26 protein-coding genes are annotated in these 22,976 nt (G+C 72.6%); 9 read left to right on the plus strand and 17 right to left on the minus strand.

Annotated features, from left to right (window positions below; genetic code table 11):
* Positions 1-80: 80 nt before the first annotated feature.
* On the minus strand, positions 81-1,073 hold the full coding sequence (locus OG432_RS10245; RefSeq protein WP_328309973.1) for an anti-sigma factor family protein: 993 nt from the start codon (positions 1,071-1,073) through the stop codon (positions 81-83).
* Positions 1,070-1,846 carry an RNA polymerase sigma factor SigE gene (gene sigE / locus OG432_RS10250; RefSeq protein WP_328309975.1) on the minus strand — a complete coding sequence of 259 codons (777 nt, stop codon included), beginning with the start codon at positions 1,844-1,846 and terminating at the stop codon, positions 1,070-1,072. The genes OG432_RS10245 and sigE overlap by 4 nt, the downstream gene beginning before the upstream one ends.
* 165 nt (positions 1,847-2,011) lie before the next feature.
* On the opposite strand from sigE, the gene OG432_RS10255 reads away from it, so the two are divergent.
* Positions 2,012-2,677, plus strand: coding sequence for an O-methyltransferase (locus tag OG432_RS10255; protein ID WP_267056206.1), 666 nt, complete (start codon positions 2,012-2,014; stop codon positions 2,675-2,677).
* 112 nt (positions 2,678-2,789) lie between these two features.
* Here the strand turns inward: OG432_RS10255 and OG432_RS10260 are convergent, their stop codons facing one another.
* A complete protein-coding gene (locus tag OG432_RS10260; RefSeq protein WP_003966491.1) occupies positions 2,790-2,957 on the minus strand; it encodes a DUF3117 domain-containing protein in 168 nt (55 codons plus the stop codon).
* Between the two features lie 320 nt (positions 2,958-3,277).
* Between OG432_RS10260 and OG432_RS10265 the strand changes: the two genes are divergently transcribed.
* Positions 3,278-4,078 (plus strand): enoyl-CoA hydratase/isomerase family protein, encoded by an 801-nt coding sequence (locus OG432_RS10265; protein WP_328309978.1) that lies wholly within the window; start codon positions 3,278-3,280, stop codon positions 4,076-4,078.
* A gap of 24 nt (positions 4,079-4,102) precedes the next feature.
* On the opposite strand, the gene OG432_RS10270 is transcribed toward OG432_RS10265, so the two are convergent.
* Both OG432_RS10270 and OG432_RS10275 read right to left on the minus strand, forming a co-directional pair.
* A complete protein-coding gene (locus OG432_RS10270) occupies positions 4,103-4,684 on the minus strand; it encodes a DNA-3-methyladenine glycosylase I (RefSeq protein WP_328309980.1) in 582 nt (193 codons plus the stop codon).
* The gene (locus OG432_RS10275; protein WP_328309982.1) at positions 4,681-5,124 is read right to left on the minus strand and encodes a DivIVA domain-containing protein; all 444 of its coding nucleotides are present in this window, start codon (positions 5,122-5,124) and stop codon (positions 4,681-4,683) included. Before OG432_RS10275 ends, OG432_RS10270 begins: the two co-directional genes overlap by 4 nt.
* A gap of 113 nt (positions 5,125-5,237) precedes the next feature.
* Between OG432_RS10275 and folP the strand changes: the two genes are divergently transcribed.
* A complete protein-coding gene (folP, locus tag OG432_RS10280; RefSeq protein ID WP_328309984.1) occupies positions 5,238-6,122 on the plus strand; it encodes a dihydropteroate synthase in 885 nt (294 codons plus the stop codon).
* Between the two features lie 95 nt (positions 6,123-6,217).
* On the opposite strand, the gene OG432_RS10285 is transcribed toward folP, so the two are convergent.
* Entirely contained in the window at positions 6,218-6,979 is a 762-nt protein-coding gene (locus OG432_RS10285; RefSeq protein ID WP_328309986.1) for a TIGR00730 family Rossman fold protein, read from the minus strand.
* A 146-nt stretch (positions 6,980-7,125) separates the two neighbouring features.
* On the minus strand, positions 7,126-8,205 hold the full coding sequence (gene dapE, locus OG432_RS10290) for a succinyl-diaminopimelate desuccinylase (RefSeq protein WP_328309988.1): 1,080 nt from the start codon (positions 8,203-8,205) through the stop codon (positions 7,126-7,128).
* 49 nt (positions 8,206-8,254) lie between these two features.
* Here dapE and OG432_RS10295 point away from each other — a divergent pair, with 49 nt between their 5' ends.
* On the plus strand, positions 8,255-9,250 hold the full coding sequence (locus OG432_RS10295; RefSeq protein WP_328315058.1) for a hypothetical protein: 996 nt from the start codon (positions 8,255-8,257) through the stop codon (positions 9,248-9,250).
* Between the two features lie 301 nt (positions 9,251-9,551).
* Positions 9,552-10,004: an ATP-binding protein gene (locus OG432_RS10300; RefSeq protein ID WP_328309989.1), complete on the plus strand. Its 453-nt coding sequence runs from the start codon at positions 9,552-9,554 to the stop codon at positions 10,002-10,004.
* A 74-nt stretch (positions 10,005-10,078) separates the two neighbouring features.
* Here the strand turns inward: OG432_RS10300 and dapC are convergent, their stop codons facing one another.
* A complete protein-coding gene (dapC, locus tag OG432_RS10305; RefSeq protein ID WP_328309991.1) occupies positions 10,079-11,176 on the minus strand; it encodes a succinyldiaminopimelate transaminase in 1,098 nt (365 codons plus the stop codon).
* Between the two features lie 104 nt (positions 11,177-11,280).
* Positions 11,281-11,601 carry a ferredoxin gene (fdxA, locus tag OG432_RS10310; protein WP_018845645.1) on the minus strand — a complete coding sequence of 107 codons (321 nt, stop codon included), beginning with the start codon at positions 11,599-11,601 and terminating at the stop codon, positions 11,281-11,283.
* 141 nt (positions 11,602-11,742) lie between these two features.
* Here fdxA and OG432_RS10315 point away from each other — a divergent pair, with 141 nt between their 5' ends.
* From OG432_RS10315 to OG432_RS10330, 4 genes are all read left to right on the plus strand, one after another.
* Positions 11,743-12,738: a GNAT family N-acetyltransferase gene (locus tag OG432_RS10315; protein ID WP_328309994.1), complete on the plus strand. Its 996-nt coding sequence runs from the start codon at positions 11,743-11,745 to the stop codon at positions 12,736-12,738.
* Positions 12,739-12,756: 18 nt separating this feature from the next.
* Positions 12,757-13,596, plus strand: coding sequence for a transglutaminase-like domain-containing protein (locus OG432_RS10320; RefSeq protein ID WP_328309996.1), 840 nt, complete (start codon positions 12,757-12,759; stop codon positions 13,594-13,596).
* A 100-nt stretch (positions 13,597-13,696) separates the two neighbouring features.
* Entirely contained in the window at positions 13,697-14,347 is a 651-nt protein-coding gene (locus OG432_RS10325; protein WP_328309998.1) for a C39 family peptidase, read from the plus strand.
* Positions 14,348-14,511: 164 nt separating this feature from the next.
* The gene (locus OG432_RS10330; protein WP_328310000.1) at positions 14,512-15,003 is read left to right on the plus strand and encodes a hypothetical protein; all 492 of its coding nucleotides are present in this window, start codon (positions 14,512-14,514) and stop codon (positions 15,001-15,003) included.
* Between the two features lie 122 nt (positions 15,004-15,125).
* On the opposite strand, the gene OG432_RS10335 is transcribed toward OG432_RS10330, so the two are convergent.
* The 8 genes from OG432_RS10335 to OG432_RS10370 form a co-directional block, all read right to left on the minus strand.
* The gene (locus OG432_RS10335) at positions 15,126-15,731 is read right to left on the minus strand and encodes a response regulator (protein WP_443058362.1); all 606 of its coding nucleotides are present in this window, start codon (positions 15,729-15,731) and stop codon (positions 15,126-15,128) included.
* Positions 15,728-16,861: a sensor histidine kinase gene (locus tag OG432_RS10340; protein WP_328315060.1), complete on the minus strand. Its 1,134-nt coding sequence runs from the start codon at positions 16,859-16,861 to the stop codon at positions 15,728-15,730. Before OG432_RS10340 ends, OG432_RS10335 begins: the two co-directional genes overlap by 4 nt.
* 71 nt (positions 16,862-16,932) lie before the next feature.
* Positions 16,933-17,691 (minus strand): ABC transporter permease, encoded by a 759-nt coding sequence (locus OG432_RS10345; RefSeq protein WP_328310002.1) that lies wholly within the window; start codon positions 17,689-17,691, stop codon positions 16,933-16,935.
* Positions 17,685-18,623: an ABC transporter ATP-binding protein gene (locus OG432_RS10350; RefSeq protein WP_328310004.1), complete on the minus strand. Its 939-nt coding sequence runs from the start codon at positions 18,621-18,623 to the stop codon at positions 17,685-17,687. The genes OG432_RS10345 and OG432_RS10350 overlap by 7 nt, the downstream gene beginning before the upstream one ends.
* 308 nt (positions 18,624-18,931) lie before the next feature.
* Positions 18,932-21,067: a hypothetical protein gene (locus OG432_RS10355; RefSeq protein WP_328310006.1), complete on the minus strand. Its 2,136-nt coding sequence runs from the start codon at positions 21,065-21,067 to the stop codon at positions 18,932-18,934.
* A gap of 168 nt (positions 21,068-21,235) precedes the next feature.
* The gene (locus tag OG432_RS10360) at positions 21,236-21,625 is read right to left on the minus strand and encodes a DUF6113 family protein (protein WP_328315061.1); all 390 of its coding nucleotides are present in this window, start codon (positions 21,623-21,625) and stop codon (positions 21,236-21,238) included.
* 14 nt (positions 21,626-21,639) lie between these two features.
* The gene (gene mshB, locus OG432_RS10365; protein WP_328310008.1) at positions 21,640-22,524 is read right to left on the minus strand and encodes an N-acetyl-1-D-myo-inositol-2-amino-2-deoxy-alpha-D-glucopyranoside deacetylase; all 885 of its coding nucleotides are present in this window, start codon (positions 22,522-22,524) and stop codon (positions 21,640-21,642) included.
* Positions 22,525-22,605: 81 nt separating this feature from the next.
* The gene (locus OG432_RS10370; RefSeq protein WP_120721566.1) at positions 22,606-22,800 is read right to left on the minus strand and encodes a hypothetical protein; all 195 of its coding nucleotides are present in this window, start codon (positions 22,798-22,800) and stop codon (positions 22,606-22,608) included.
* Positions 22,801-22,976: the final 176 nt, after the last annotated feature.

The raw sequence follows: 22,976 nt of genomic DNA on the forward strand, positions 1-22,976 counted from the left end.
CCCCGCAACTGACCCGCGTGCTCCGACGAGCACCCCTCCCCGGATTCAACCAGGTCGGCCGGGGCGGCGGCAGGGCGCGGTCAGCGCCGGGCGTAGAGAGGGAGCCCGGAGGCGACGGGAGCCGCCAGGCGCACCGGCGGCGCCGGAGTCACGGTCGGGGCGGCGGTGAGCACTGCGCCGGTGAGGTCCGTCGTGGTGAGCGGGAGCGTCGCCACGGCGGGCCGTATCAACGGCGGCAGGGACGAGCCGTTCAGGCGGCCGACGGGGAAGGCTCCGCCCAACGGCCGCACCGGCCCGTTCTGCGCGGGCATGGCGTTCAGGCCGCGCGGTCCCGGCGAGACGGGCGCGGTGGGCTGGGCCGACATGGCTGACAGCAGCCCGGCGGTGGCACCCCCGCGACGGCGGTCCTCGGCCGAGGCGCCGCTCTGCGCCGCACTGCCGGAACGCAGCGGGACGACACTGCTGCCGCTGCCCGCGGCACGGGCGCCGGAGGACGAGCCGAGCGGAAGGGTCCCGCCGAGCGCGATGGCCGCGAGGGACACGGCGCTCGCGGCGGCGAACGCGAACCTGCGCCCGCGCCAGGGCGAGCCCGGCCTGTCCTGCTCGGAGCGGCCCACCTCGTGGATGCGGAAGCCGCCCGTCAGCGCGTCGGGCAGGGCCGCGGCGTGGGCGCCGGCCGGAACGTAACCGAAGTCACCCGGGCGGGGAACGCGCGGGTCCACCGGCCCGCCCTGCGCGGAGCCGGGCGTCCCGAGCCGTCCGAAGAATCCGTCGGCCCGGTGTTCCCCGTCGAACGGTCCCTGCGAGCCGTCGTCGTCACTCGTTCTTCCCACGGGGCCACCGGGCAGTCCCTGGAGGCGGGCGAGGAAGTTCTCCGACGGGGGCGGCGGGGCCGTGCGCGCGAAGACGTTCTTCAGGTTGCGCTGGGCGTCGGCCTCCGCCTTGCACTTGGCGCAGGTCGCCAGGTGGGACAGGACGCGTTCGCGGGCGTCGTGGTTCAGCTCGCCGTCGACCAGCGCGGCGAGCCGGTCCCCGAGGTGCTGTTCCGCGGGGGTGGGGTTCGTGCCACTCACGCCATCCCCTCTCCGGCCGTCCCGAGCGCTCCGTGCGCCACCCCCGCCAGCGCACGCTGCTGCTCGGCGCGGGCTTCGGGCGAACGGTGCTGGAGGGCCTTGCGCAGATGGGAGCGGCCACGGTGGATCCGGCTGCGGACGGTGCCGAGCTTCACTCCGAGGGTGGCCGCGATCTCCTCGTAGGAGAGCCCTTCGATGTCACAGAGCACGACGGCCGCACGGAACTCGGGCGCCAGCGTGTCCAGCGCCTGCTGCACATCGGCATCGAAGTGGGCGTCGTTGAAAGCCTGTTGGGGGTTGGGCTCGCGGCTGGGCAGCCGCTCCGCCGCGTCGTCGCCGAGCGCGTCGAAGCGGATGCGCTGACGGCGGCGGACCATGTCCAGGAAGAGGTTGGTGGTGATGCGGTGCAGCCAGCCCTCGAACGTGCCCGGCGTGTACGTCGACAGGGAGCGGAAGACACGGACGAAGACCTCCTGCGTGAGGTCCTCGGCGTCGTGCTGATTGCCCGTCAGGCGGTAGGCGAGGCGGTAGACGCGGCCGCTGTGCGTGCTGACGATCTCCTCCCACGTAGGGGGGGTCCACGCCTGGGAATCCGCGTCGGCGAACGTCGCGGTAGTTGCGGAGCTGGTAGCGCGGGAACGGTCAGCAATGTTGGTCACGGATTTCGGCTCACCCGCCGACCTGAGGAAGCGCCGGAGCACTCCTCCCCGATCCACGGGCGCAGCCGCACCTCCCCTGTCGGCTCTGGTGGTGTCCAGCGGAGCCCCTACCATAGCCACCTCGCCCGTTAGCTCCGGATAAGAATCTTTACGTGCATTTGGGGACGGCTTCCGCCCCTCTTCCGTGAACTCGACCATGTGCTCCCCCCGCGGTTCCCCTGTCCTGCATAACGCGCGGTCCCATCTGCGGGTTCCCGACTCCAGCGGATACAGTCACCGTTGCGCCAACCAAGGGGACAGGAGAGGGCCATTACCGCCAACCGGCAGACGAGCTGGGCGTTCGCCGACGCCTTTGTCGCCGAGGACGACGCGCTGCGCTGGGCCCGTGACCGGGCCCGGGAGGCAGGCCTGCGTTCGGTGTCCCCGGGGACGGGCGCCGCGCTGCGGCTTCTCGCTGCCACGGCGGACGCCAAGGCGGTCGCGGAGATCGGCACCGGCACCGGGGTCTCCGGCATCTACCTTCTGCAAGGACTGCGGCCCGACGGCGTGTTGACGACCGTCGATCCGGAGCCGGAGCGCCAGCAGTTCGCCAAGCAGGCGTTCCGTGCCGCGGGCTTCGCGACGAACCGGGCCCGATTCATTCCCGGCCGCGCCCTGGACGTGCTGCCGCGCCTCGCGGACGGCGGCTACGACCTGGTGTTCTGCGACGGCGACCGCATGGAGTCGCTCGACGTGCTCGCTGAATCGTTGCGCCTGCTGCGGCCCGGCGGGATCGTCTGCTTCGAGGGCGTCTTCGCGGACGGCCGCACCGTCGACTCGGCGGCCCAGCCGCCCGAGGTCCTGCGGCTGCGGGAGCTGCTGCGCTCGGTGCGCGAGAGCCCCGAGCTCGTGGCGTCGCTGCTGCCGGTCGGCGACGGCCTGCTCTGCGCGGTACGCCGCGGCTGACCCGGCGCCGCACTGCGGCCCTGTCCCCCACGCACAACACCGCCCCGGCACGGCGTGCACGGTCGTGCACACCGAACCGGGGCGGTGAAGAGTCTGCGTCGGACCCGCTAACTCAGCCGACGACCTTCTTGAGGGCATCGCCGAGGGCATCGGCCTCGTCCGGAGTCAGCTCGACGACAAGCCGACCGCCGCCTTCGAGCGGAACGCGCATGACAATGCCCCGCCCCTCCTTGGTCACCTCGAGCGGGCCGTCGCCCGTCCGCGGCTTCATGGCCGCCATGCTCGTTCCCCTTCCTGAAACCAGCTCATCGTCAGCCGACGGCCCCCGGGATTGGGCACGCGTCACGGCATCGAACACATTGCTTCCAGGTCATTATCCCGCATCCCAGGACCCGATGACCAACATCGCTCCGCATCGCTTGCGCAACGCGCTCTATCAAAAGCACACAATTCGGCGATCCGCCTGCGATACTTCGCCGCCGCCGGATCCCCGCGGCACCCGGATTGTTTGACGCAGGTCACACGCCCGGTGCTCGTGATCTCCGCCATGCTGAGCGGACACGACGACGAAGAAGCATCCGCGACGGAGGGGATCCCACCATGGCCGACACCGTGCTGTACGAGGTGAGCGACGGGCTCGCGACGATCACGATCAACCGGCCCGACGCCATGAACGCGATGAACACCGAGGCGAAGGTCGCCCTGCGCGAGGCGGTACGCTCCGCGGCCGCGGACGACGCCGTGCGCGCCGTGCTGCTCACCGCGGCCGGCCGGGCGTTCTGCGTGGGTCAGGACCTCAAGGAACACGTCGCTTCGCTGACGGCGGACCGCGCGGCGGGCACCGGACAGACCATGAGCACCGTGCGCGAGCACTACAACCCGATCCTGACGGCGCTCACCGAGATGCCGAAGCCCGTGGTGGCCGGCGTCAACGGCGTGGCGGCGGGCGCCGGGCTCGGCTTCGCACTGGCCGCGGACTACCGGGTGGTCGCGGACACGGCGGCGTTCAACACCTCGTTCGCCGGGGTGGCCCTGACCGCCGACTCGGGCGTCTCGTGGACCCTGCCCCGCCTGATCGGCCAGTCCCGCGCCGCCGATCTGCTGCTGTTCCCGCGCTCCATCTCCGCGGCGGAGGCGTACGAGATCGGCCTGGTCAACAAGGTCGTACCGGCCGCCGAGCTGGCCGAAGCCGCCGTCGCGGTGGCCCGCACCCTGGCCGAGGGCCCGACCGTGGCGTACGGCGCCCTGAAGGCGTCCCTGGCCTTCGGTGCGGGGCACACCCTGGCCCAGACGCTGCAGAAGGAGGACGAACTCCAGGCGAAGGCGGGCGCGTCCGAGGACCACGCCATCGCGGTGGCCGCGTTCCTCGCCAAGGAGAAGCCGAAGTACGTCGGGCGCTGAGCCCCGTTCACCGCCGGGGCGGTGTCAGGCGCCGCCCCGCGCCACGCAGTCGGCGAGGTGGTCGTCGACCAGACCGCACGCCTGCATCAGGGCGTACGCCGTGGTCGGGCCGATGAAGCGCAGGCCGCGCTTCTTGAGGGCCTTGGACAGGGCCGTCGACTCGTCGGTGACGGCCGGGACGTCGGCGAGCGTGCGCGGGGCCGGGCGGGTGGCCGGGTCCGGTGCGTAGGACCAGATGAGCGCGTCGAGCTCGCCCGGCGACCAGGTGGCGAGCGCCTGCGCGTTGGCGACGGTCGCCTCGATCTTGAGGCGGTTGCGGATGATGCCCGTGTCGCCCAGCAGCCGTTCCTTGTCGGCGTCGGTGAACTCGGCCACCGCCGCGATCCCGAAGCCGGCGAAGGCGCGCCGGAAGCCCTCGCGGCGGCGCAGGATCGTGATCCAGGAGAGACCCGACTGGAAGGCCTCCAGGCAGAGCCGCTCGTACAGCGCGTCGTCACCGTGCACCGGGCGCCCCCACTCGGTGTCGTGGTACGCCACGTAGTCCTCGGTGGACAGGCCCCAGGGGCAGCGAAGGCGCCCGTCGGGCCCGGGGACGGCCTCGCTCATCGCAGCGGCTCCTCGTCGGCCGGCCCGGCCGCGCCGGGGTTCGTCCCGGGCGCGCCGCGGTGCGGCTCGGAGCCGGGCCCGTGCGGCTCGGGGGCGAAGCCGTGGGGCTCGGGGTCCGGGCTCCCGGCGGCGGGTGCCGGACGGCCGCGGGCGGCCGCCGACTGGAGCTCGGCGATCCGCGCGTCCCGCTCGGCGAGCTCCGCGCCGAGGCGGCTCAGCACGTCGTCGACGTCGGCCATCCGATAGCCCCGCAGCACCACCGGGATGCGCATCGCCTCCACGTCGGCGCGGGCCACGGGGCGGTGTTCGGGCAGCGGGTCCACGAGGTGCTCGGGCTCGGCGTCCGGCAGCACCCCGGCGTCCTCTCCGCCGCCGCCCACCACGGCGAGGGTCACGGCGGTGACCACGACGACCATCGCGATCAGCAAGAACCAGAACACGAGCGAGCCTCTTCCCGACGCCGGAAACTGTCGGGTCCGATCGTGCCATGCGGCACCGGCGGTTAGGGTCGCAGGCGGACAACGGCCCGGACCACAGCAAAGGACAACAGGGGATGCACAGCGCAACGGACCGCGGCACGCTGCGGCTTGGCCGGCGCGAATTCACCGCGTACGAACCGGTGATCATGGCGATCGTGAACCGGACCCCCGACTCCTTCTACGACCAGGGCGCCACCTTCCACGACGAGCCGGCGCTGGCCCGCGTGGAGCAGGCGGTCGCCGAGGGCGCGGCCATCATCGACATCGGCGGGGTGAAGGCGGGCCCAGGCGAGGAGGTCACGGCCGAGGAGGAGGCGCGGCGCACGGTCGGGTTCGTGGCCGAGGTCCGCAAGAGGTTCCCCGAGGTCGTCATCAGCGTGGACACCTGGCGGCACGATGTCGCGGCAGCGGTCTGCGAGGCCGGGGCGGACGTCCTGAACGACGCGTGGGGCGGGTTCGACCCGAAGCTCGCGGAGGTCGCCGCGCGGTACGGAGCCGGTCTCGTCTGCACCCACGCGGGCGAGGTGGAGCCTCGCACCCGGCCGCACCGGATCGCGTACGACGACGTCGTGGCGGACATCCTGCGGGTCACGGTGGGCCTGGCGGCGCGGGCGGTCGAGCTGGGGGTGCGGCCGGACGGGATCATGATCGACCCCGGGCACGACTTCGGGAAGAACACCCGGCACAGCCTGGAGGCGACGCGGCGTCTGGAGGAGATGACCGACACCGGATGGCCGGTCCTGGTCTCGCTCTCCAACAAGGACTTCGTCGGCGAGACCCTCGACCGGCCGGTGAAGGAGCGGGTGATCGGGACCCTCGCGACGACGGCGGTCTCCGCGTGGCTGGGTGCCCGGATCTACCGGGTGCACGAGGTGGCGGAGACCCGTCAGGTCCTGGACATGGTCGCCTCGATCGCGGGGCACCGCGCACCGGCGGTGGCCCGCCGGGGGCTGGCGTAGGACAGGCCCCCGGCGGCTGGTGGCGTACCGGGCCCCAGGTCGTGTCTTCGAAGTCCCGTCCGGCCGGCGGGAGGACGGGCGCTTGAAGACACTCCCTAGTGGCCGGTCTCCTTGGTGACGAGGGCGACGGCCTCGTCCACGTCGTCGGTGACGTGGAAGAGCAGCAGGTCTCCCTCGGACGCCTTGCCCTGGGCGATCACGGTGTTGCGCAGCCAGTCCACGAGTCCGCCCCAGTACTCCGTGCCGAACAGCACGATCGGGAAGCGGGTGACCTTGCGGGTCTGCACCAGGGTCAGCGCCTCGAACAGCTCGTCCAGGGTGCCGAGGCCGCCCGGCAGCACCACGAAGCCCTGTGCGTACTTGACGAACATGGTCTTGCGGACGAAGAAGTAGCGGAAGTTGATCCCGATGTCGACGTGCGGGTTGAGCCCCTGTTCGAAGGGGAGCTCGATGCCGAGGCCCACGGAGACGCCGTTGCCCTCCCTCGCGCCCCTGTTCGCGGCTTCCATCGCGCCGGGGCCGCCGCCGGTGATCACGGCGAAGCCCGCGTCGACCAGGGCCCGTCCGATCCGCACCCCCGCCTCGTAGTCGGGCGAGCCGGCCGGCGTGCGGGCCGAGCCGAACACGCTGATGGCGCTGGGCAGTTCGGCCAGTGCGCCGAAGCCCTCGACGAACTCCGACTGGATGCGCATGACCCGCCAGGGGTCGGTGTGCACCCACTGCGAGTCACCCTCGGTGTCGAGGAGACGCTGGTCGGTGGTGCCGGCCTGCACCTGGTCGCGGCGGCGCAGTACCGGTCCGAGCCGCTGCTCGAGCCGCTGCTCCGCCGGAAACGGTGCTCCCTCGGGGTTGGCCATGCCGTGCTCCCTCCGCTGACGATGTTGCACGTGCTCAGCCAGGGTAGGTCGGCGAACGTTACGAATGGCGGAATTCCGGCAGGCCACGCCCCTTGCGAAGCTCTGAACGCCGGACACCGGCACCGCGGCGCGGCCGGGCGGCGCGTTCAGTCGGTCAGCCAGGCCCGCAGCCGCTGCTCGCACCGGGTGATGCGCTCGACGGCGACGTGCTCGTCGCGCTTGTGGGCCAGCAGCGCGTCGCCGGGCCCGTAGTTGACGGCGGGGATGCCGAGATCGCCGAAGCGCGAGACGTCGGTCCAGCCGAACTTGGGCCGTGCGGTGCCGCCGACCGCCGCCATGAAGGCGGCCGCGGCCGGGTGCGAGAGTCCGGGCAGCGCGGCCCCCGAGTGGTCGTCCACGACGAACTCGGCGATGGCGCAGTCGGCGAAGACCTCGCGGACATGGGCGAGCGCCTCATCGCCGCTGAGGTCGGGCGCGTACCGGTAGTTGACGGTGACCGTGCAGGCGTCCGGGATCACGTTGCCGGCCACGCCGCCCTCGATCCGTACCGCGTTGAGGCCCTCGTGGTACTCCAGGCCGTCGATCACCGGGCGGCGGGGCTCGTAGGCGGCGAGCTTCGCGAGGATGGGGGCGGCCGCGTGGATGGCGTTGGACCCCATCCAGCTGCGGGCGGAGTGGGCCCGCTCGCCGCTGGTCCTCAGCAGGACCCGCAGGGTGCCCTGGCAGCCGCCCTCGACCTCGGTGTCGGAGGGTTCGAGGAGCACGGCGAAGTCGCCGGCCAGCCACTCGGGGTGGGCGTCGGCGATCCGGCCGAGGCCGTTGAGGTGCGCGGCGACCTCCTCGTTGTCGTAGAACACGAAGGTCAGGTCCCGGTTGGGCGCGGTCACCGTCTGCGCGATGCGCAGCTGGACCGCCACGCCCGACTTCATGTCGCTCGTGCCGCAGCCCCACAGGATGCCGTCCTCGTCGAGGCGGGACGGCACGTTGTCGGCGATCGGCACGGTGTCGATGTGGCCTGCCAGGATGATCCGCTCGGCCCGGCCCAGGTGCGTGCGCGCCACGACGTTGTTGCCGTACCGGTCGACGGTGAGGTGCGTCAGCTTGCGCAGCTCGCGCTCGATGGCGTCCGCGAGCGCCCGCTCCTCGCCGCTCACGGAGGCGAAGTCGACGAGGCGTGCGGTGAGCGAGGGCGCGTCGGCGGTGAGATCCAGGGTGGTGGTGGCCATGCGCCCGACCCTAGCTCGCTCGCCGGACCTGCCTTCGCGCTCCAGTACGGTGGGCCCCGTGTCCGAGCCCATCACCCTCCCGCGCCCCTCCCGTCGCGGCCGCCTCTTGCGTGTCGGGGCGGCCTTCGCCGTGCTGCTCGCGATCGCCGGGTATGTGGTGGTGCAGTACGTCAGCGGCGGCCCCGGCGCTCCGGGGTGCGTGGCGGGTACGGGCGACGGGCCGGGTTCGACGTTCGAGCTCAGTCCCGAACAGGCGCGGAACGCCGCGACGATCACGGCGGTCGGCACTTCGCGCGGAATGCCGGAGCGGGCCGTGACGATCGCGCTCGCCACCGCCCTCCAGGAGTCCGGGCTCCGCAATCTCGACCACGGCGACCGCGACTCGCTCGGCCTGTTCCAGCAGCGGCCCTCGATGGGCTGGGGCACCGCGGAGCAGATCATGGATCCGGTGTACGCGGCCGGGAAGTTCTACGAGCACCTCGCCGAAGTGCCGGGCTATTCGCGGCTTCCGCTCACGGTGGCGGCGCAGGAGGTGCAGCGCAGCGGTTTCCCGCAGGCGTACGCCAAGCACGAGCCGGACGCGACGGTGCTGATGGGCGCGCTGACCGGCCGCGAGTCCGCCGCGCTGACCTGCACCGTGGCCAAGAACGCGCAGCCGGGTGACCCCTCGCGGGTGCGCGAGGAGCTGAGGGGCGCCTTCGGCGACGGCGTGGTGGCGGCACGGCAGCCCGCGGACGCGGCCCGTGACGTCGTCGTGCCGGTACGGGTCACCGAGGGCGCGGCGGCCTCGGGCACCGGCAGGGAGCAGCGCGGCTGGGCCCTCGCGCACTGGGCGGTGGCGCAGGCCGAGGCGCTGCACATCGCGCGGGTCTCCTACGCGGGCCGCGTCTGGAGCGCGGACGACTCGGCCGACGGCTGGTCCGCCGCGTCCGCCTCTGCCGCGCGGGCCTCCGCCGCGCCCGTCCCCACCGCCCCGGGTGCCGCGTCGGGCGGTGCCGGTGCCGGTGCCGGTGCACAAGAGGTACGGATCACCCTCGCGCCCTAACCGGGCACCCGTTCGTACGGGCACTCGTCCGGGGGGTGGCGTCACGCCCGTCCCGGCGTTTCGCACCCGCGTCCGGACGCCGACCGGGAAAATCGTCCATTCCCTTGCGGCAAAAGGGATCTGACACTACGTCAGGTAATGCGGCCACGCTTCATTTGCCCGTTTTTATCCAGAGTAGATAATGCGACGCATTGCGAACTCTTTACCCCGGTCCACCGCAACCTCTCCTCCCCTCATGGCGGTTGTCACAGCGTCCGAACGCCGGACAGCGACACATTTCCAACCCGTCTGAAGGAGCATCATGTCCCTCCCCCTGACCCGTCGGATCGCCCGCGCCGCGCTGCTCATCGCGGCAGGTGCAGCGCCCGTGGTCGGTGCGGCCGGCTCCGCAAGCGCCGTGGACGTCCCCCAGGTCGCCCCGAACCTCGGCGGCCTGACCCAGATGGACCCGAGCTCGGTCAGCAACGCCGTCGACGGGGTGACCCAGAAGGCGACCGGCATGGCCGGCAACACCGGTGCCGACGCCGTCAAGAAGGCCGTGCCGGCCGCGGGCAAGACGGTCGGGCAGACGGGCAAGGTGGCGACCCCGGCCGCGCAGAAGGCGGCCGGTGACGCGGCGGGCAGCGCGGGCGACATCCTCGGCTCCGCCGCCAAGACCGCCACCCAGGGAGGCCTGCCCGCCGCGGGCGCCCTGCCCACCCAGGGCCTGCCGAACACCGACCAGCTCCCCCTGAAGGGCCTGCCGCTCGGCTGACCGGGGCGCGGGTGATGCGAAGGGGCCCGGGGAGTGCACACTCCCCGGGCCCCTTCGCGCGCGCCTGGAACCGCCTACCGGGCCAACCGCTTCACGGCCGCCTCGACGCGCTCGTCGGTCGCCGTGAACGCGACCCGCACGAACCGCTCGCCCGCCACGCCGTAGAAGTCGCCCGGCGCCACCAGGATGCCGAGCCCGGCGAGGTGGGCCACCGTCTCCCAGCAGCCCTCGTCGCGGGTCGCCCACAGGTACAGGCTCGCCTCGCTGTGCTCGATGCGGAAGCCGTGCCCCTCCAGGGCCTCGCGCAGCGCCGCGCGCCGCGCCGCGTACCGCGCGCGCTGCTCCTGTACGTGGGCGTCGTCGCCGAGCGCCGCGACGGTGGCCGCCTGCACGGGCGCGGCGGTCATCATGCCGCCGTGCTTGCGGATCCGGAGCAGTTCGCCCAGCACGTCGGCGTCACCGGCGATGAAGGCCGCCCGGTAGCCGGCCAGGTTGGACCGCTTGGAGAGCGAGTGGACGGCCACGATGCCCTCGTAGTCGCCGCCGCACACGTCCGGGTGCAGCACCGAGACGGGCTCGGCCTCCCAGCCAAGCTCCAGGTAGCACTCGTCGGAGAAGACGAGCACGTCGTGCGCGCGGGCCCACGCCACGATGCGGATCAGCTCGTCCTTGGCCAGCACCCGGCCGGTCGGGTTGGACGGCGAGTTGAGCCAGAGCAGCTTCAGACGGGTGGGGTCGAGTTCGGTCGGGTCGTCGTAGACGACCGGCTCCGCGCCGCACAGCCGCGCGCCGACCTCGTACGTCGGGTACGCGAGCCGCGGGTAGGCGACCTGGTCGCCGGAGCCGAGGCCGAGCTGGGTCGGCAGCCAGGCCACCAGCTCCTTGGAGCCGACCACCGGAAGGATGTTGGTGTGCTCGACCGAGCGCGCGCCCAGGCGCTTCTCCAGCCACCCCTTGATCGCGTCCCGCAGCGCGGGCGTGCCCCACACCGTGGGATAGCCCGGCGAGTCGGCGGCCCCGGTCAGGGCCTCCTGGACGAGCGCGGGGACCGGGTCGACGGGCGTGCCGACGGAGAGGTCCACAATGCCGTCCGGGTGGGCCGCGGCCGTCGCCTTGTACGGCTCCAGCTTGTCCCAGGGGAAGACGGGCAGGCGTGAGGAGACTGCGCTCACGGAAGGTGCTCACTTTCTCGTACGTACGGTGTCGCGGCGGCCGCGCCGGGAAACACCACGGCCCCGTACGGCAGCTGAGCCGTACGGGGTCCGGGGAAGCGCGATCAGCCGTTCTGCGGCGGCAGCGCTGCGATGAAGGGGTGGTCCCGCTCGATCAGGCCGAGCTTGGAGGCGCCACCGGGCGAGCCGAGCTCGTCGAAGAACTCCACGTTCGCCTTGTAGTAGTCCTTCCACTCGTCCGGGGTGTCGTCCTCGTAGAAGATCGCCTCGACCGGGCACACCGGCTCGCAGGCGCCACAGTCGACGCATTCATCCGGGTGGATGTACAAGGACCGGGAGCCCTCGTAGATGCAGTCGACCGGGCACTCTTCGATACACGCCTTGTCCTTGACGTCGACACAAGGCTGCGCGATGACGTAGGTCACGCTGTCGTTCCTCCTCGATAGGGCGCGGCGGGCCGATCTGCGGCTCCGTCCACGTGGCGCGCGGGAGCGCGGCGTCGTCGATGCCCGCACCTAGTATCTCCGGTTCGGGGCACGATCCGAACAGGAGGGGCGGAGAGACCTGTGGAATTCACCACCGGCGGACGGCTTGAGGTCCGGATTACGGCGGCCGATACGGGCAAACGCGTATCAGTCCGGCGTCTGAGCTCCAGCGGAACTCCGGGCTCCTTGTTCACGGACACGGTCGGCGTGCTCACCTCGTGGGACGATGGTGTGTTGTCGATCACACGAAAGAGCGGTGAGACGGTGCGCATCGAGGAGTCCGCTCTCGTCGCGGGCAAGGTCGTCCCCGCGGCCCCGGCCCGGCGCCGCGGACCGGCAGCCTCCTTCGAGGAGCTCGCGCCGGTCCTGGCCCGCGCCTGGCAGCCGGTGGAGAGCGAGCGTCTCGGCACGTGGACACTGCGCGCCGCCGGCGGCTTCACCCGCCGGGCCAACTCGGCCCTCCCTCTCGGCGACCCGGGCCTCCCCCTGCCCGACGCCCTCGATCGCGTGCGCGCCTGGTACGCCGCCCGGGACCTGCCCGCCTACGTCCAGACCGCGACGGGCGCCGTGGGCACCCAGGAGCGGCTCTGCGCGGAGCTGGAACGGGCCGGCTGGGAGCGCGAGGTCAGCGCCGAGGTGCGGATCGCGGCGCTCGCCCCCATCGGCGACCTGGACGCCGACGTCTCCCGGGTGCGCCTCGCGCGCACCGTGGACGAGGCGTGGCTCGGCCGCTACCAGCGGTCGTCGGCCCCCGGCGCGCACGTCCTGAAGGTCCTGGGCGCCGGCCCCTCGGTGTGGTTCGCCTCCGTTCCGGGCGAGGGCGCGGCGCCCGCGGCGATCGGGCGGTGCGTGGTGGACGGCCGCTGGACGGGGTTCATGGCGGTCGAGGTCGACCCGGCGCGCCGCCGCCAGGGCCTGGCGAGCGCCGTGATGGCCGCCCTGGCCCGCCGGGCCCTGGACGAGGGCGCGTCGGCGGCCTGGCTCCAGGTGGAGGCGGACAACGAGAGTGCCCGCGCCCTCTACGACGGCCTGGGCTTCGCGACCCACCACAGCTACCACCACTTCCGGTCCCGCTGACCGGGTACGGGGACGAACATGGAACCGGAAGACCCGGAAGTCACCGACTGGCGGCGGGAGTTCGCCGACCAGGCCCGCGCGGAGCGCCCCGACGTGGCGACGCTGTGCCTCCTGCTGGGCGCGGTCGCCGACCCCGCGCTCGGCCAACGCGGCATCGACGCCGCGCACATCGAGCTCGACCGCCTCGCGGGACTGCTCCCCTTCGGCGTCGGCGGCGCCCGCTCCTGGGCGCTCGCGCTGTCCCGACTCCTGGGCGGGGACTGCGGGTTCCGCGGCACGGGACACGACTACGAGCGCCTCGAATCGTCCCTGCTGCACCAGGTGCTGCGACGCAGGCGCGGTCTGCCCATCCTGCTCTCGGTGGTCTGGATCGAGGTGGCGAGGCGGGCCGGGGCGCCGGTGTACGGGGTGGCGCTTCCCGGCCACTTCGTGGTGGGCTTCGGCCCGCCCGAGGACCGGGTCCTGGCCGACCCGTTCGACGGGGGACGCCTCCTCGACCCCGACGACGCGGAACTCCTGGTGGCCGGCGCGACGGGCGCACCCCTGGAGGAGTCGATGCTGAGCCCGGCCGCGCCGCTCGACATCGTCCTGCGCGTCCTGAACAACATCCGCGCCTGGGCCGCGGCCCGCCCGGAGCAGAGCGACGTGGCCCTGTGGGCCGTGGAACTCTCCCTGCTGCTCCCCTCCCACCCCGCCCGGCTGCGCTTCGAACGGGCCGAACTCCTGGTCCAGCGCGGCGACTTCCTGGCCGGCGCCGCCGAACTCGACGAGTACGCCGACGTCGTGGACCCCGTGGAGCCGACGATCGCGCAGACGGCACGGAGCCGGGCGCGCGCCGCGCGCGCCATGCTGAACTGAGAGCCGCCGGCCGGCCGCCGGGGGCCCCGCGGGGCAGCTCGGAGCGCTTCCCGCTTCCCGGTCACGCGGGGGCGCTCCCCGGCCGCCTAGGGTCGTGATCATGACCGAGCCCATGTCGCCCCCGACCGTCCACCCCGTCCCCTACCACGCCCAATGGGCCTCGCCCGAGCTGGTGGAGGCGATCGTCCGCGGCGAGCTCGACGCGGCCGAGGACCCGCTGTGGCGTGCTTACGGCGCGGAGAGCCGCGAGGAGTACGCCTGGTGGTCGTGGCGGCTGTGCGGGGTGGCGTGTCTGAGGATGGCCCTGGAGCACTGGCAGGGCTCGGCCCCCACCGCGATGGAACTCGCGCGGGAGTGCGTGGCGGCGGGGGCGTACGTCCGTCGCGGCGACGGCCTCGACGGCCTGATCTACGCCCCGTTCGCGGCGTACGCCCAGGAGCGCTGGGGCCTGAAGGCGGTGGCGCGCCCGCATCTGCCGCTCGCAGAGCTGCGCCGCCTGATCGAGGCCGGCGGGCTCCTGCTGCTCTCCGTCCACCCCTCGATCCGCGAGCTCGCCCCGTCCCCGGAACGCCGGGGCGGGCACCTGGTGCTGGCCGTGGGGGCGACCGAGGACGCCCTGGTCTTCCACAATCCCTCCGGCTTCAAGGGCCGCTCCCAGAAGTATGTCCGCATCGCGTGGGCGGAGCTGGACCGGTTCTACGCGGGGCGGGGGGTGGCGCTGGGGCCGGGAACCGGCCGCCCCGAGCACTGAACCGCGACATCCGGCCAATCCCCGCGTGCGCACGGAAAACCCTCCCCGAACGGCGGACAGCGGTCACAATCTGTTGACGCTCCCTCAACAGGCCGTGCCGCACGGTCTGTTGAGGTGAGCACCACTGTGTCCCGTTCCAAGCCACCGCTATTTCGGGAGTCCCCTTGTCACGCCTCAGACCCATAGCCGCACGTCTGGCCCCCGCCCTGCTCCTGCCCCTGCTCGCGGGCCTCGGCCTGGCCGCGCCCGCCGCCGCCGACCCCGCGCAGGCCGACCTCTCGGTGGCCCTCGACGTCTCGCCCCACGGGCTCGCCATCAACGCGGCCACGTTCAGCGCCAACGTCACCAACACCGGGCCGTCCGACGTCAGCGCCGCCCACGTGTGGTTCAGCTATCCGGCCGGGTTCACGGCGCCCTCCGCATCGGGCTGCACGATCGACAGGACGAACCGGACCGCGGTGTGCGCGCTGGGCGCGATCCCGTCCGGCGCGACCGTCACCAAGAAGCTGACGCTGCACGCCGGGTTCCTGACGATGAGCGGCAACCTGCCGGTCACGGCCGCGCTGGTCGACCTGACGCCCAGCGACCCCGATCCGGGCAACAATTCGGCGGTCCGCGTCTGTTCGGCCCTCACCCTGCTCCTGGTGAGCTGCTGAGACACGTCACGGCCGGTGGGCACCGCCCCACCGGCCACCACCCGGCGCCCAAGCCCCGGGGCCTGTCCGGCGGATCTCGTCGGCACGCGGGGGCGAGGCCGACCAGATCTGCCGGACAGACCCTAGAGCCAGCCCTTCTCGCGGGCGATGCGGACCGCCTCCGCCCGGTTGCGGGCCGCGAGCTTCTGGATGGCCATGGAGAGGTAGTTGCGGACCGTGCCCTGCGAGAGGCGGAGGACGGTGGCGAGTTCGGCGTTGGTCGCGCCGTCCTGCGCGGCCCGCAGCACGTCGCGTTCGCGGTCGGTCAGGGGGTTGGCCCCCTCGGCCAGGGCGGCCGCGGCCAGCGTCGGATCGATGACCCGCTCCCCGGTCAGTACGGTGCGTACCGCGGCGGCCAGTTGGGCGGCGGGGGCGTCCTTGACCAGGAACGCGTCCGCGCCGGCCTCCATGGCGCTGCGCAGATAGCCGGGGCGTCCGAAGGTGGTCAGGATCACGATCTTCACTGCGGGCAGCTCACGGCGCAGGACGGCTGCCGCCTCGATGCCGGTGAGGCCCGGCATCTCGATGTCGAGCAGGGCGACGTCCACCGCGTGGGCGCGGGCCGCCGCCGCGACCTCGTCGCCCCGCGCCGCCTGCGCCACCACCTCCAGGTCCGGCTCCAGACCGAGCAGGGCGGCGAGGGCCTCGCGGACCATGGACTGGTCTTCCGCCAGGAGAAGTCGGATCATGATCCGGATACTAGAGGGGTTTCGGACGCGTCCGGGATCAGCGGGATCCGCGCGATCAGCGTGAAGCCCTTGCGGCCGGCCTCGGTCTCCAGGATCCCCGCCACCTTCTCCAGGCGCTCCGCGAGCCCGGTCAGGCCGTTGCCCGCGACGGGCGCGCCGGCCCCGGCCCGGCTCGGGCCGTCGTCCCGGACGCGCAGTTCGAGGAACCGGCCGTCCAGGGTCTGGAGTTCGGTGAACGTGACCGCGCAGTGCCGGGCGCCGCTGTGGCGTACGACGTTGGTCGCCGCCTCGCGCAGGACCCAGGCCAGGACCTCCTCCTCGGCGGCGGGCAGCCCGGCGGGGGCTTCGGTCGGCACGTCCGTCCGGATGCCCGCCGCGTTCAACACGGTGCGGGCGCCGGCGAGTTCGGCGGGCAGCGTGACCCTGCGATAGCCGGTCACGGCGGCCCGTACGTCGACGAGGGCCTGTCGGCTCACCGCCTCGATGTCGGCCACCTGCACGGCCGCCTGCTCGGGGTGGGCGGGCAGCATCCGTCCGGCCAGCTCGCTCTTGAGGGTGATGAGGGAAAGCGAGTGGCCGAGCAGGTCGTGGAGATCGCGTGCCATCCTCAACCGCTCCTCGTTCGCGGCCAGTTGGGCGACGGTGGCACGCGCCTCGCGCAGCTCGACCGAGGTGCGGATCAGATGGCGTACGCCGGTCATCGCGAAGCCGCCGAGCAGCGCGGGGATGGCGAGGCCCGGCAGGACGTCGCCGACGTGGGCGACGTGCGTGCCGATCACGGTCATGGTGGCGGTCGTCACGAGGATCGCCCACGTCGCGAGGGCCGGCGAGAGCGTGGCCCCGCAGGAGACGGACACGTAGACGAAGAGCACGAGCCACGAGCCGCCGAGAGTCAGCGAGAGCGCGAGGGCCACGGCCGCCAGGAGCCCGAGGAGGCTGTAGACGGTCCCGTCGGCCATCGGGCGTGCGGTGTGCCGCAGCACCAGAGCCAGGTACACGGTGACGAAGCCGGTGAGGCCGGACCAGCCGAGGACGGTGGCCACGGTGGTGTGGTTCCCGTCCAGCAGATCACTGATCGGGGCGCTCATGAAGGCCAGCCAGATGCCGACCCACATCAGCTTCTGGAGCATCTGGCGGCGCGTCTCGGGGCTGAGCCCGATCCGCACCGCCGGTGCCTTGCTGTGGCCCTGGTTCACGGCACTCACGCCTTCAGGGTGTCCTTCCGGTACAGCCATGCCGCGCCGCCCGCGAAGAGCAGGAAGTAGAGGACGAGGATGGCGAGGTCCTTGCCGTGCGGGGCGTCGCCCAGCTCGATGGCCTGTCCGAGGGCAGCGTACGCGTGGGTGGGCAGCCATTCCGCGATGTTCTGCAGCCACTGCGGGAAGACGGTGCTGGGCATCCACAGGCCGCCCAGGATCGACATGCCGAAGTAGATGATCATCGTGATGGGGCGGACCGCGTCACCGCTGGCGATGTAGCCGATGGCCACGCCGAGCGCGGCGAAGCAGAGGGAGCCCGCCCAGATGGCGACGGTCAGCGCGCCCCACTGCCAGGCCTCGAACCGTACGCCCTTGGTGACGGCGGCCACGAGGAAGACGACCACGATGCACGGCAGGGTCACGACGCCCGCGCTGGCGATCTTCGCGAGGACGTAGCCCCGGCCCGGCAGGGTGGTCAGGCGCAGCTGGCGCACCCAGCCCTTCTCGCGCTCCTTGGCGATCTTCTCGCTGTTGCCCATGAGGACGGCGGTGATCGCGCCGAAGGACGCCATCGAGACCATGTACAGGGCGGGGAAGGTGAGGTCGGTGCCCTTGACCTTGTCGGTGCTGTTCTGCGAGGCCGCGAAGAGCAGGTAGAGCGCCGAGGGGTAGACGACCGAGAAGAACATGAACTTCTTGTTCCGCAGGGTGCGGATGATTTCGAGCTTGATCAACGACCCGGAGAAGAATGTGGTCAGCATGCTGCGTTGGCCTCCTCGGCCGAGGTGATGGCGACGAAGGCCTGCTCCAGGCCGAGGCCCGCGACTTCGAGGTTGCGCGGGTAGAGGCCGAGCCCGTACACCGCGTGCATCGTGGCGTCGGCGTCGTGCGACTGGATGCGGACGGTGCGGCCGGAGACGTCGATGGTGGAGAGGAAGGGCAGCGCGCGCAGGGCGGCCTCGTCGATGGCACCCTCCAGGTCGAAGCTGACGCGGCGGGCGCCGGCCTTGGCCTTGATCTCGGCGGCGGTGCCGTCCGCGAGGAGCCTGCCCTTGTGCAGGACGAGCACGCGGTCGGCGATCGCGTCGGCCTCTTCCAGGTAGTGCGTGGCGAACAGGACCGTACGTCCCTGCGCCGCCTGCTCGCGCATGGTCGCCCAGAACGCCTGGCGGGCGGTGACGTCCATGCCGGTGGTCGGCTCGTCGAGGACGATCAGGTCGTTGGCGCCGACGGTCGCGAGCGCGAAGCGGACGCGCTGCTCCTGGCCGCCGGAGAGCTTGTTGACCTTGCGGTCGGCGATCTGGGCGATGCCCGCGCGGTCCATGACCTCGGCCACGGGGTGCGGCTTGGGGTGCAGGTCGCAGCCGAGCTTGACCAGCTCGCGCACGGTCACGTCCTCCATGAGGCCGCCGCTCTGGAGCATCGCGCCGACCTTGCCGGCGTTGATGGCCTGGGCGGGCGTCATGCCGAAGAGGCTGACCGTGCCGGAGTCGGCGTTGCGCAGCCCGAGCAGCAGGTCGAGGGTGGAGGACTTGCCGGCGCCGTTGGGGCCGAGCAGCGCGACCGTCTCGCCGGGGTGGAGCCGCAGCGACAGGTCGGCCACGGCGCGGACGTCGCCGTAGCTCTTGTTCACGTTCTCGAAGCTCACCACGGCTTGCGCGGTGCGCTCGGCGGGAGGGGCTGTCTGCGTCATGGGTCCAGGTTCGCGCGGGGCGGTCCCGCACGGCAGTGCCCCGCGTCGTGACTCCACCATGACGAATGTCATGCGCCCACCCCGGGGGGCTCCGAGCCCCGTGAGGGGCGCGGGGAACTGCGCGAGAAGCGAGCACGGTCCGCAAGCCGAACCGGGGTTCCAAGGGGCGCGGGGAACTGCGCGGGACGCGGGCACGGTCCGCGGACGAAAGCGGGGTCAGGGGCGCGGGGAACCGCGCGTGCAGCCCCCGCCGGCCCCGCACCCGGAAAGCGCACCGGATCTCACCCGGACGCGGGGTGGGCGCGGGCCTACTCGATCGTGACGGTTCGCTCGGCCGTCGTCTTGCCGCGCAGCGCCGTCTTCATCGCCGCAGCCACGTCGTCCGCCGACACCTCGTGCTTCTGACCGCCCTGACTCACCGTCACCCCCTTGAAGGTGCTCCCGATCAGCTCGGTGATCGCCGCCTTGTCGTACACCTCGACCAGCTTCCCGTCGACCGCCTTCATCGACAGGATCTTTGGCAGCGACTTCTTCGGCCCGAAGGGCAGCGACTTCCCGCCCGCCTTGATCGTCACGTTCGCCGACATCGCCGGCTTCGCGAACTCGTTCATCGCCCGGTCGATCTCGGTCTGGCTGATGGTGGGCTCGCGGACCGCGACCGGCAGCGGCACCGCGTTGGCCTTGCCGGTCTGCACCAGCGTCCGGTACGCGTCCCTGACCGCGATCATCGAGCGGTTCACGTCGAGCGACTTGCCCGCCTTGCCCGGCACGGCCACCGCATTGCCCGGCACGAACTTGATCGTGCCCTCGGTCGCCGAACCCGACGCGCCCGCGAGGTCGGTCAGCGCGACGCCGAGCTTCTCCTCGTCGACCGGGATGACCGGCTCGGCCACGCGCTTGCCGCCGAAGAGCGAACCGATCACGGACATCGGGTTGTAGTCGGTGCCCGCCGCGTCCCGCACGGTGGCCTGGCTGTCCAGGGAGAGGCCGGCGATCTCGGGCTTCAGCTCCTCCTGCTTGCCGTCGACGGTGAGGTGCAGCGGCTGGTTGGCGCGCTTCCCGAGCGTCTGGTCGAGCCGGGAGACCGCCGCCTCCTTGGTTCCGCCGCCGATGTCGACGCCGAGGACCGTGGTGCCCTTGGGGACCTCGGAGTGGTTCAGGACGAGACCCGCGCCGTACGCCACCGCCACGAGGGCCACCAGGCCGCCGCCGAGCAGCCCCAGCTTGGAGCGGCCCTTCTTGGCGGGCTTGGCCGGGGCGCCGGTCCGGGCCGGCGGCGCCGGGGGCTCGGCCGCCTCGGCCTCGGGGGCGGGCGCCGGCGGCGGAGTGAGGTGCGGGCCGCCCGCGCCGGGGCCGCCGGACGGGAAGGACGCGCCGCGGTGCTCCGGAGGAACGACCGGGATGCCGCTGGTGAGGGTGTCACCGGAGACGTGGCCGGCGGGCGCGCCCGCGGCCGGGTTGACCAGGGGGTTCGCGAGCGGGTTGCCCACCGACGACTGCGCGAACGGGCTCGGCGCGGGGACCTGCGGCGTGAGGATCGCCGTGTCGTCGGACAGCACGGGTGCCGCTTGCTGACCACCGGGAGCGAAGGGATGACCGCCGCCGGGCTCCGCGTTCTGCCGCGGGCCGTCGCCGCGCCCCATGTCGCCCCCGGGGAAGGGGGCTTGGCCCGGCTCTTGGCCCATCGCCGACTGCTGGCCCGGGTGTTGACCCGGACCCCCGACGAAGTCCGGCGTGTCGGTGTTCCAGCCGTTCTGGCCGTTCTGGCCGTTCTGGGCGACCAACGGGTTCGAGGCGCCCAACGCGTCCTGTGCACCCAACGGGTCCTGAGTACCCAGCGGGTTCTGCGCACCCTGCGCGCCGTGGTTCAGGCCCGCACGGTTGCCGACGGGCCGGGTCGGCAGCGCGGCCTGGCCGGTGACGGGTCCCGTGGTCGGGCCGGACGGCGCGGCGGGTCCGCCGGTACCCGCGGCCCCGGTGCCCGATCCGTCCGTACCGTCCGAGAAGTACGGAAGGCCGGGCGCCGCCGGGGTGCCGGAGGGCGGGGTCGCCGAAGGGGTGGACGGCGCCGGGGACTTGCGGGGCGCGAACCAGTCGCTGGTGGGCGACCCGTCGGCGGCCGGCTCGTCGGGCGCGGACTCCGGCGCGTCGGGCCTGGGCACCGAACCGGTGCGCTCGGCCGCGCCCTCCGCCTCCGGCGCCCTGCTCACGTCGCTCATCGGCGTACGCATGACGACCGGCGGAATGGGGCGCGAGCCCGGGATGTTGATCCGGATCCGCGTCGTCAGCGTGGTCTCGGTCTTCGGTTCGTCCGGCTCGGCGGCGGGTTCAGGAGCGTCCTGGCCCGCTGACGACGGAGTCCCGTACGGCGGAGTACCCGAGGGGTACCCGGCTGTGCCCCGTCCCTGGGGGCCGGAGGACGGACTGTCAGTTTCACGACTCAAGGCTGGTTCTCTCCCGATTGGCTCCGCCACCCGGTTTGGTTCGTGTGGTCCTTCTGTGCGGGCGGCTCGGCGGCGCGCACCACCATACTGAACGCCGTCGTTGCGTACGGGGCGGGCCGTGGAAGGCGCACCCCGTCCCCTTCTACTGCGTCGCGGCGCCCGCGCACGTCACTTGCCCAGTCGACCGGCCGGGCCGCCGGGTTGCGCGAATCCGCCGATCGTGGCGCAGATCACAGCGCCGACCATCCCGCCGAGGAGGAAGACGTACGAGCCGATTCCGGCGCCGAACACGAAGTCGCCCTCGGGCCGCGAGGCGGTCAGCAGGACGACGGTGACGAGCCAGCCGGCCGCGGGCGCGCCCACTCCGCCCCGGCCGCCCATGAGTTGCGTGCCGGTCCAGAAGAGGCCGACGGCGCCGGCGAGGGACAGCAGGAGGCCGCCCGGGAACCAGGCGGCCTGGAGCAGCGCCCCGGCGGCGGCGACGAGCGCGCCGAGGACGACGAGCAGCGCGTACAGCGCGATGCGGGCCGCTGTGCCGCCCGTCCTTGCGTCATCCATGGCGGTACGACTACTCACTTGTCCACACCTTCAAACAGGTCGTGCTCGCGCTGCCCGGCCGCGGCGCCGGAGACACCCGCGGCCAATTGGTAGTACTCGGTGGTGAAGACCGGCTGGCCCAGGTCGTTGGAGAGCGCGAAGTAGGGCTCCTTGAGGGCGATCTGGGTCTCGTGCGCGCGCATCGCCGCGTACTTGGCGGCCGCGTACGCGGCTCCGTCGATCTCGGCCGTGATCTGCGACTCGTCCACCACGCCCGGTACGTCGTCGATGTCCGCGACGCCCGGGAAGTCCGGGTTCGCCGCGCGCAGTCCGGCGAAGGCGCGTTCGGCGACGGGGCGGGGTACGCGGTTCCAGTAGATCTTCGCGATGGCGTGCGGCTCGCCCCCGCCGAAGTGGCCGGGATCCGCGGCCAGCTCCGCGGCGCGCATCGCGACCCGGTGCGCCTGGATGTGGTCGGGGTGGCCGTAGCCGCCGTTCGGGTCGTAGGTGATGAGCACCTGGGGGCGCACCGATCGGATCACCTCTACGAGGGACGCGGCGGCGGCGTCCACGTCGGTGTTCCAGAACGCGCCGGGGCGGTGGTTCTGCTCGACGCCCATCATCCCGGAGTCGCGAAACCGCCCGGGGCCGCCGAGGAAGCGGTGGTCGCCGACGCCCAGTTCCTTCATGGCGGCGGCGAGTTCACCGCCGCGGTACGCGCCGAGGCCGCCCTCCCGGTCGGGCGCGAGATGGGCGAGCCCCGGCGGGATGACCTCACCCTCCTCGCCGAGCGTGCACGTCACCAGGGTGACGTGCGCGCCTTCGGCGGCGTACTTGGCCATGGTGGCGCCGTTGTTGATCGACTCGTCGTCCGGGTGCGCGTGCACCAGGAGCAGACGGCGGGCGGGGAGTTCCGACATGGGGCAAGCGTACGAGGCCCCGGGCCGGCGGCGCGTGCGGCCGGGCGCCCGCGGCGCCACGGGACCGGGCGGGGGCGCCCGCTAGAACTTGATCCCCCCGATCATCCCCGCCACGTTGCTGGTGACCTGGCTGATGGTCGGGGCGATCGACGAGCTCGCCAGATAGAAGCCGAGCAGGATGCAGATCGCCGCGTGTCCGCCCTTCAGCCCGGATTTCCGGACCAGCAGGAAGACGACGATCGCCAGCAGCACCACCGCCGAAATCGAGAGTGCCACGGCGGTTCACCTCCATCTGTTCCGGTGGGCGGACGGACCCAGCAGTGCGTACAGCCAGCGGGTTGTTACCCACTGAGCGCTACGGATCATAACTATCCGTGGGAACGCATTGATCGGGGCACGGGCGCACGAGGGGCGCACGAGGCTCGTGTCCGGGCGGCTCGCGCGGTGCCGGA

The organism is Streptomyces sp. NBC_00442 (assembly GCF_036014195.1).
Lineage (GTDB): Bacteria > Actinomycetota > Actinomycetes > Streptomycetales > Streptomycetaceae > Streptomyces.

Excerpts from the sequence above, each read along its gene's own strand:
- OG432_RS10265 (WP_328309978.1), top strand. The coding sequence starts at position 3,278 with ATGGCCGACACCGTGCTGTACGAGGTGAGCGACGGGCTCGCGACGATC.
- dapE (WP_328309988.1), bottom strand. The coding sequence starts at position 8,205 with ATGGCCACCACCACCCTGGATCTCACCGCCGACGCGCCCTCGCTCACC.
- OG432_RS10270 (WP_328309980.1), bottom strand. The coding sequence starts at position 4,684 with ATGAGCGAGGCCGTCCCCGGGCCCGACGGGCGCCTTCGCTGCCCCTGG.
- OG432_RS10320 (WP_328309996.1), top strand. The coding sequence starts at position 12,757 with ATGGAACCGGAAGACCCGGAAGTCACCGACTGGCGGCGGGAGTTCGCC.
- OG432_RS10325 (WP_328309998.1), top strand. The coding sequence starts at position 13,697 with ATGACCGAGCCCATGTCGCCCCCGACCGTCCACCCCGTCCCCTACCAC.
- OG432_RS10340 (WP_328315060.1), bottom strand. The coding sequence starts at position 16,861 with ATGCTCCAGAAGCTGATGTGGGTCGGCATCTGGCTGGCCTTCATGAGC.
- OG432_RS10350 (WP_328310004.1), bottom strand. The coding sequence starts at position 18,623 with ATGACGCAGACAGCCCCTCCCGCCGAGCGCACCGCGCAAGCCGTGGTG.
- folP (WP_328309984.1), top strand. The coding sequence starts at position 5,238 with ATGCACAGCGCAACGGACCGCGGCACGCTGCGGCTTGGCCGGCGCGAA.
- OG432_RS10345 (WP_328310002.1), bottom strand. The coding sequence starts at position 17,691 with ATGCTGACCACATTCTTCTCCGGGTCGTTGATCAAGCTCGAAATCATC.
- mshB (WP_328310008.1), bottom strand. The coding sequence starts at position 22,524 with ATGTCGGAACTCCCCGCCCGCCGTCTGCTCCTGGTGCACGCGCACCCG.
- OG432_RS10360 (WP_328315061.1), bottom strand. The coding sequence starts at position 21,625 with ATGGATGACGCAAGGACGGGCGGCACAGCGGCCCGCATCGCGCTGTAC.
- sigE (WP_328309975.1), bottom strand. The coding sequence starts at position 1,846 with ATGGTAGGGGCTCCGCTGGACACCACCAGAGCCGACAGGGGAGGTGCG.
- OG432_RS10335 (WP_443058362.1), bottom strand. The coding sequence starts at position 15,731 with ATGATCCGACTTCTCCTGGCGGAAGACCAGTCCATGGTCCGCGAGGCC.
- OG432_RS10285 (WP_328309986.1), bottom strand. The coding sequence starts at position 6,979 with ATGGCCAACCCCGAGGGAGCACCGTTTCCGGCGGAGCAGCGGCTCGAG.
- OG432_RS10300 (WP_328309989.1), top strand. The coding sequence starts at position 9,552 with ATGTCCCTCCCCCTGACCCGTCGGATCGCCCGCGCCGCGCTGCTCATC.
- OG432_RS10260 (WP_003966491.1), bottom strand. The coding sequence starts at position 2,957 with ATGGCGGCCATGAAGCCGCGGACGGGCGACGGCCCGCTCGAGGTGACC.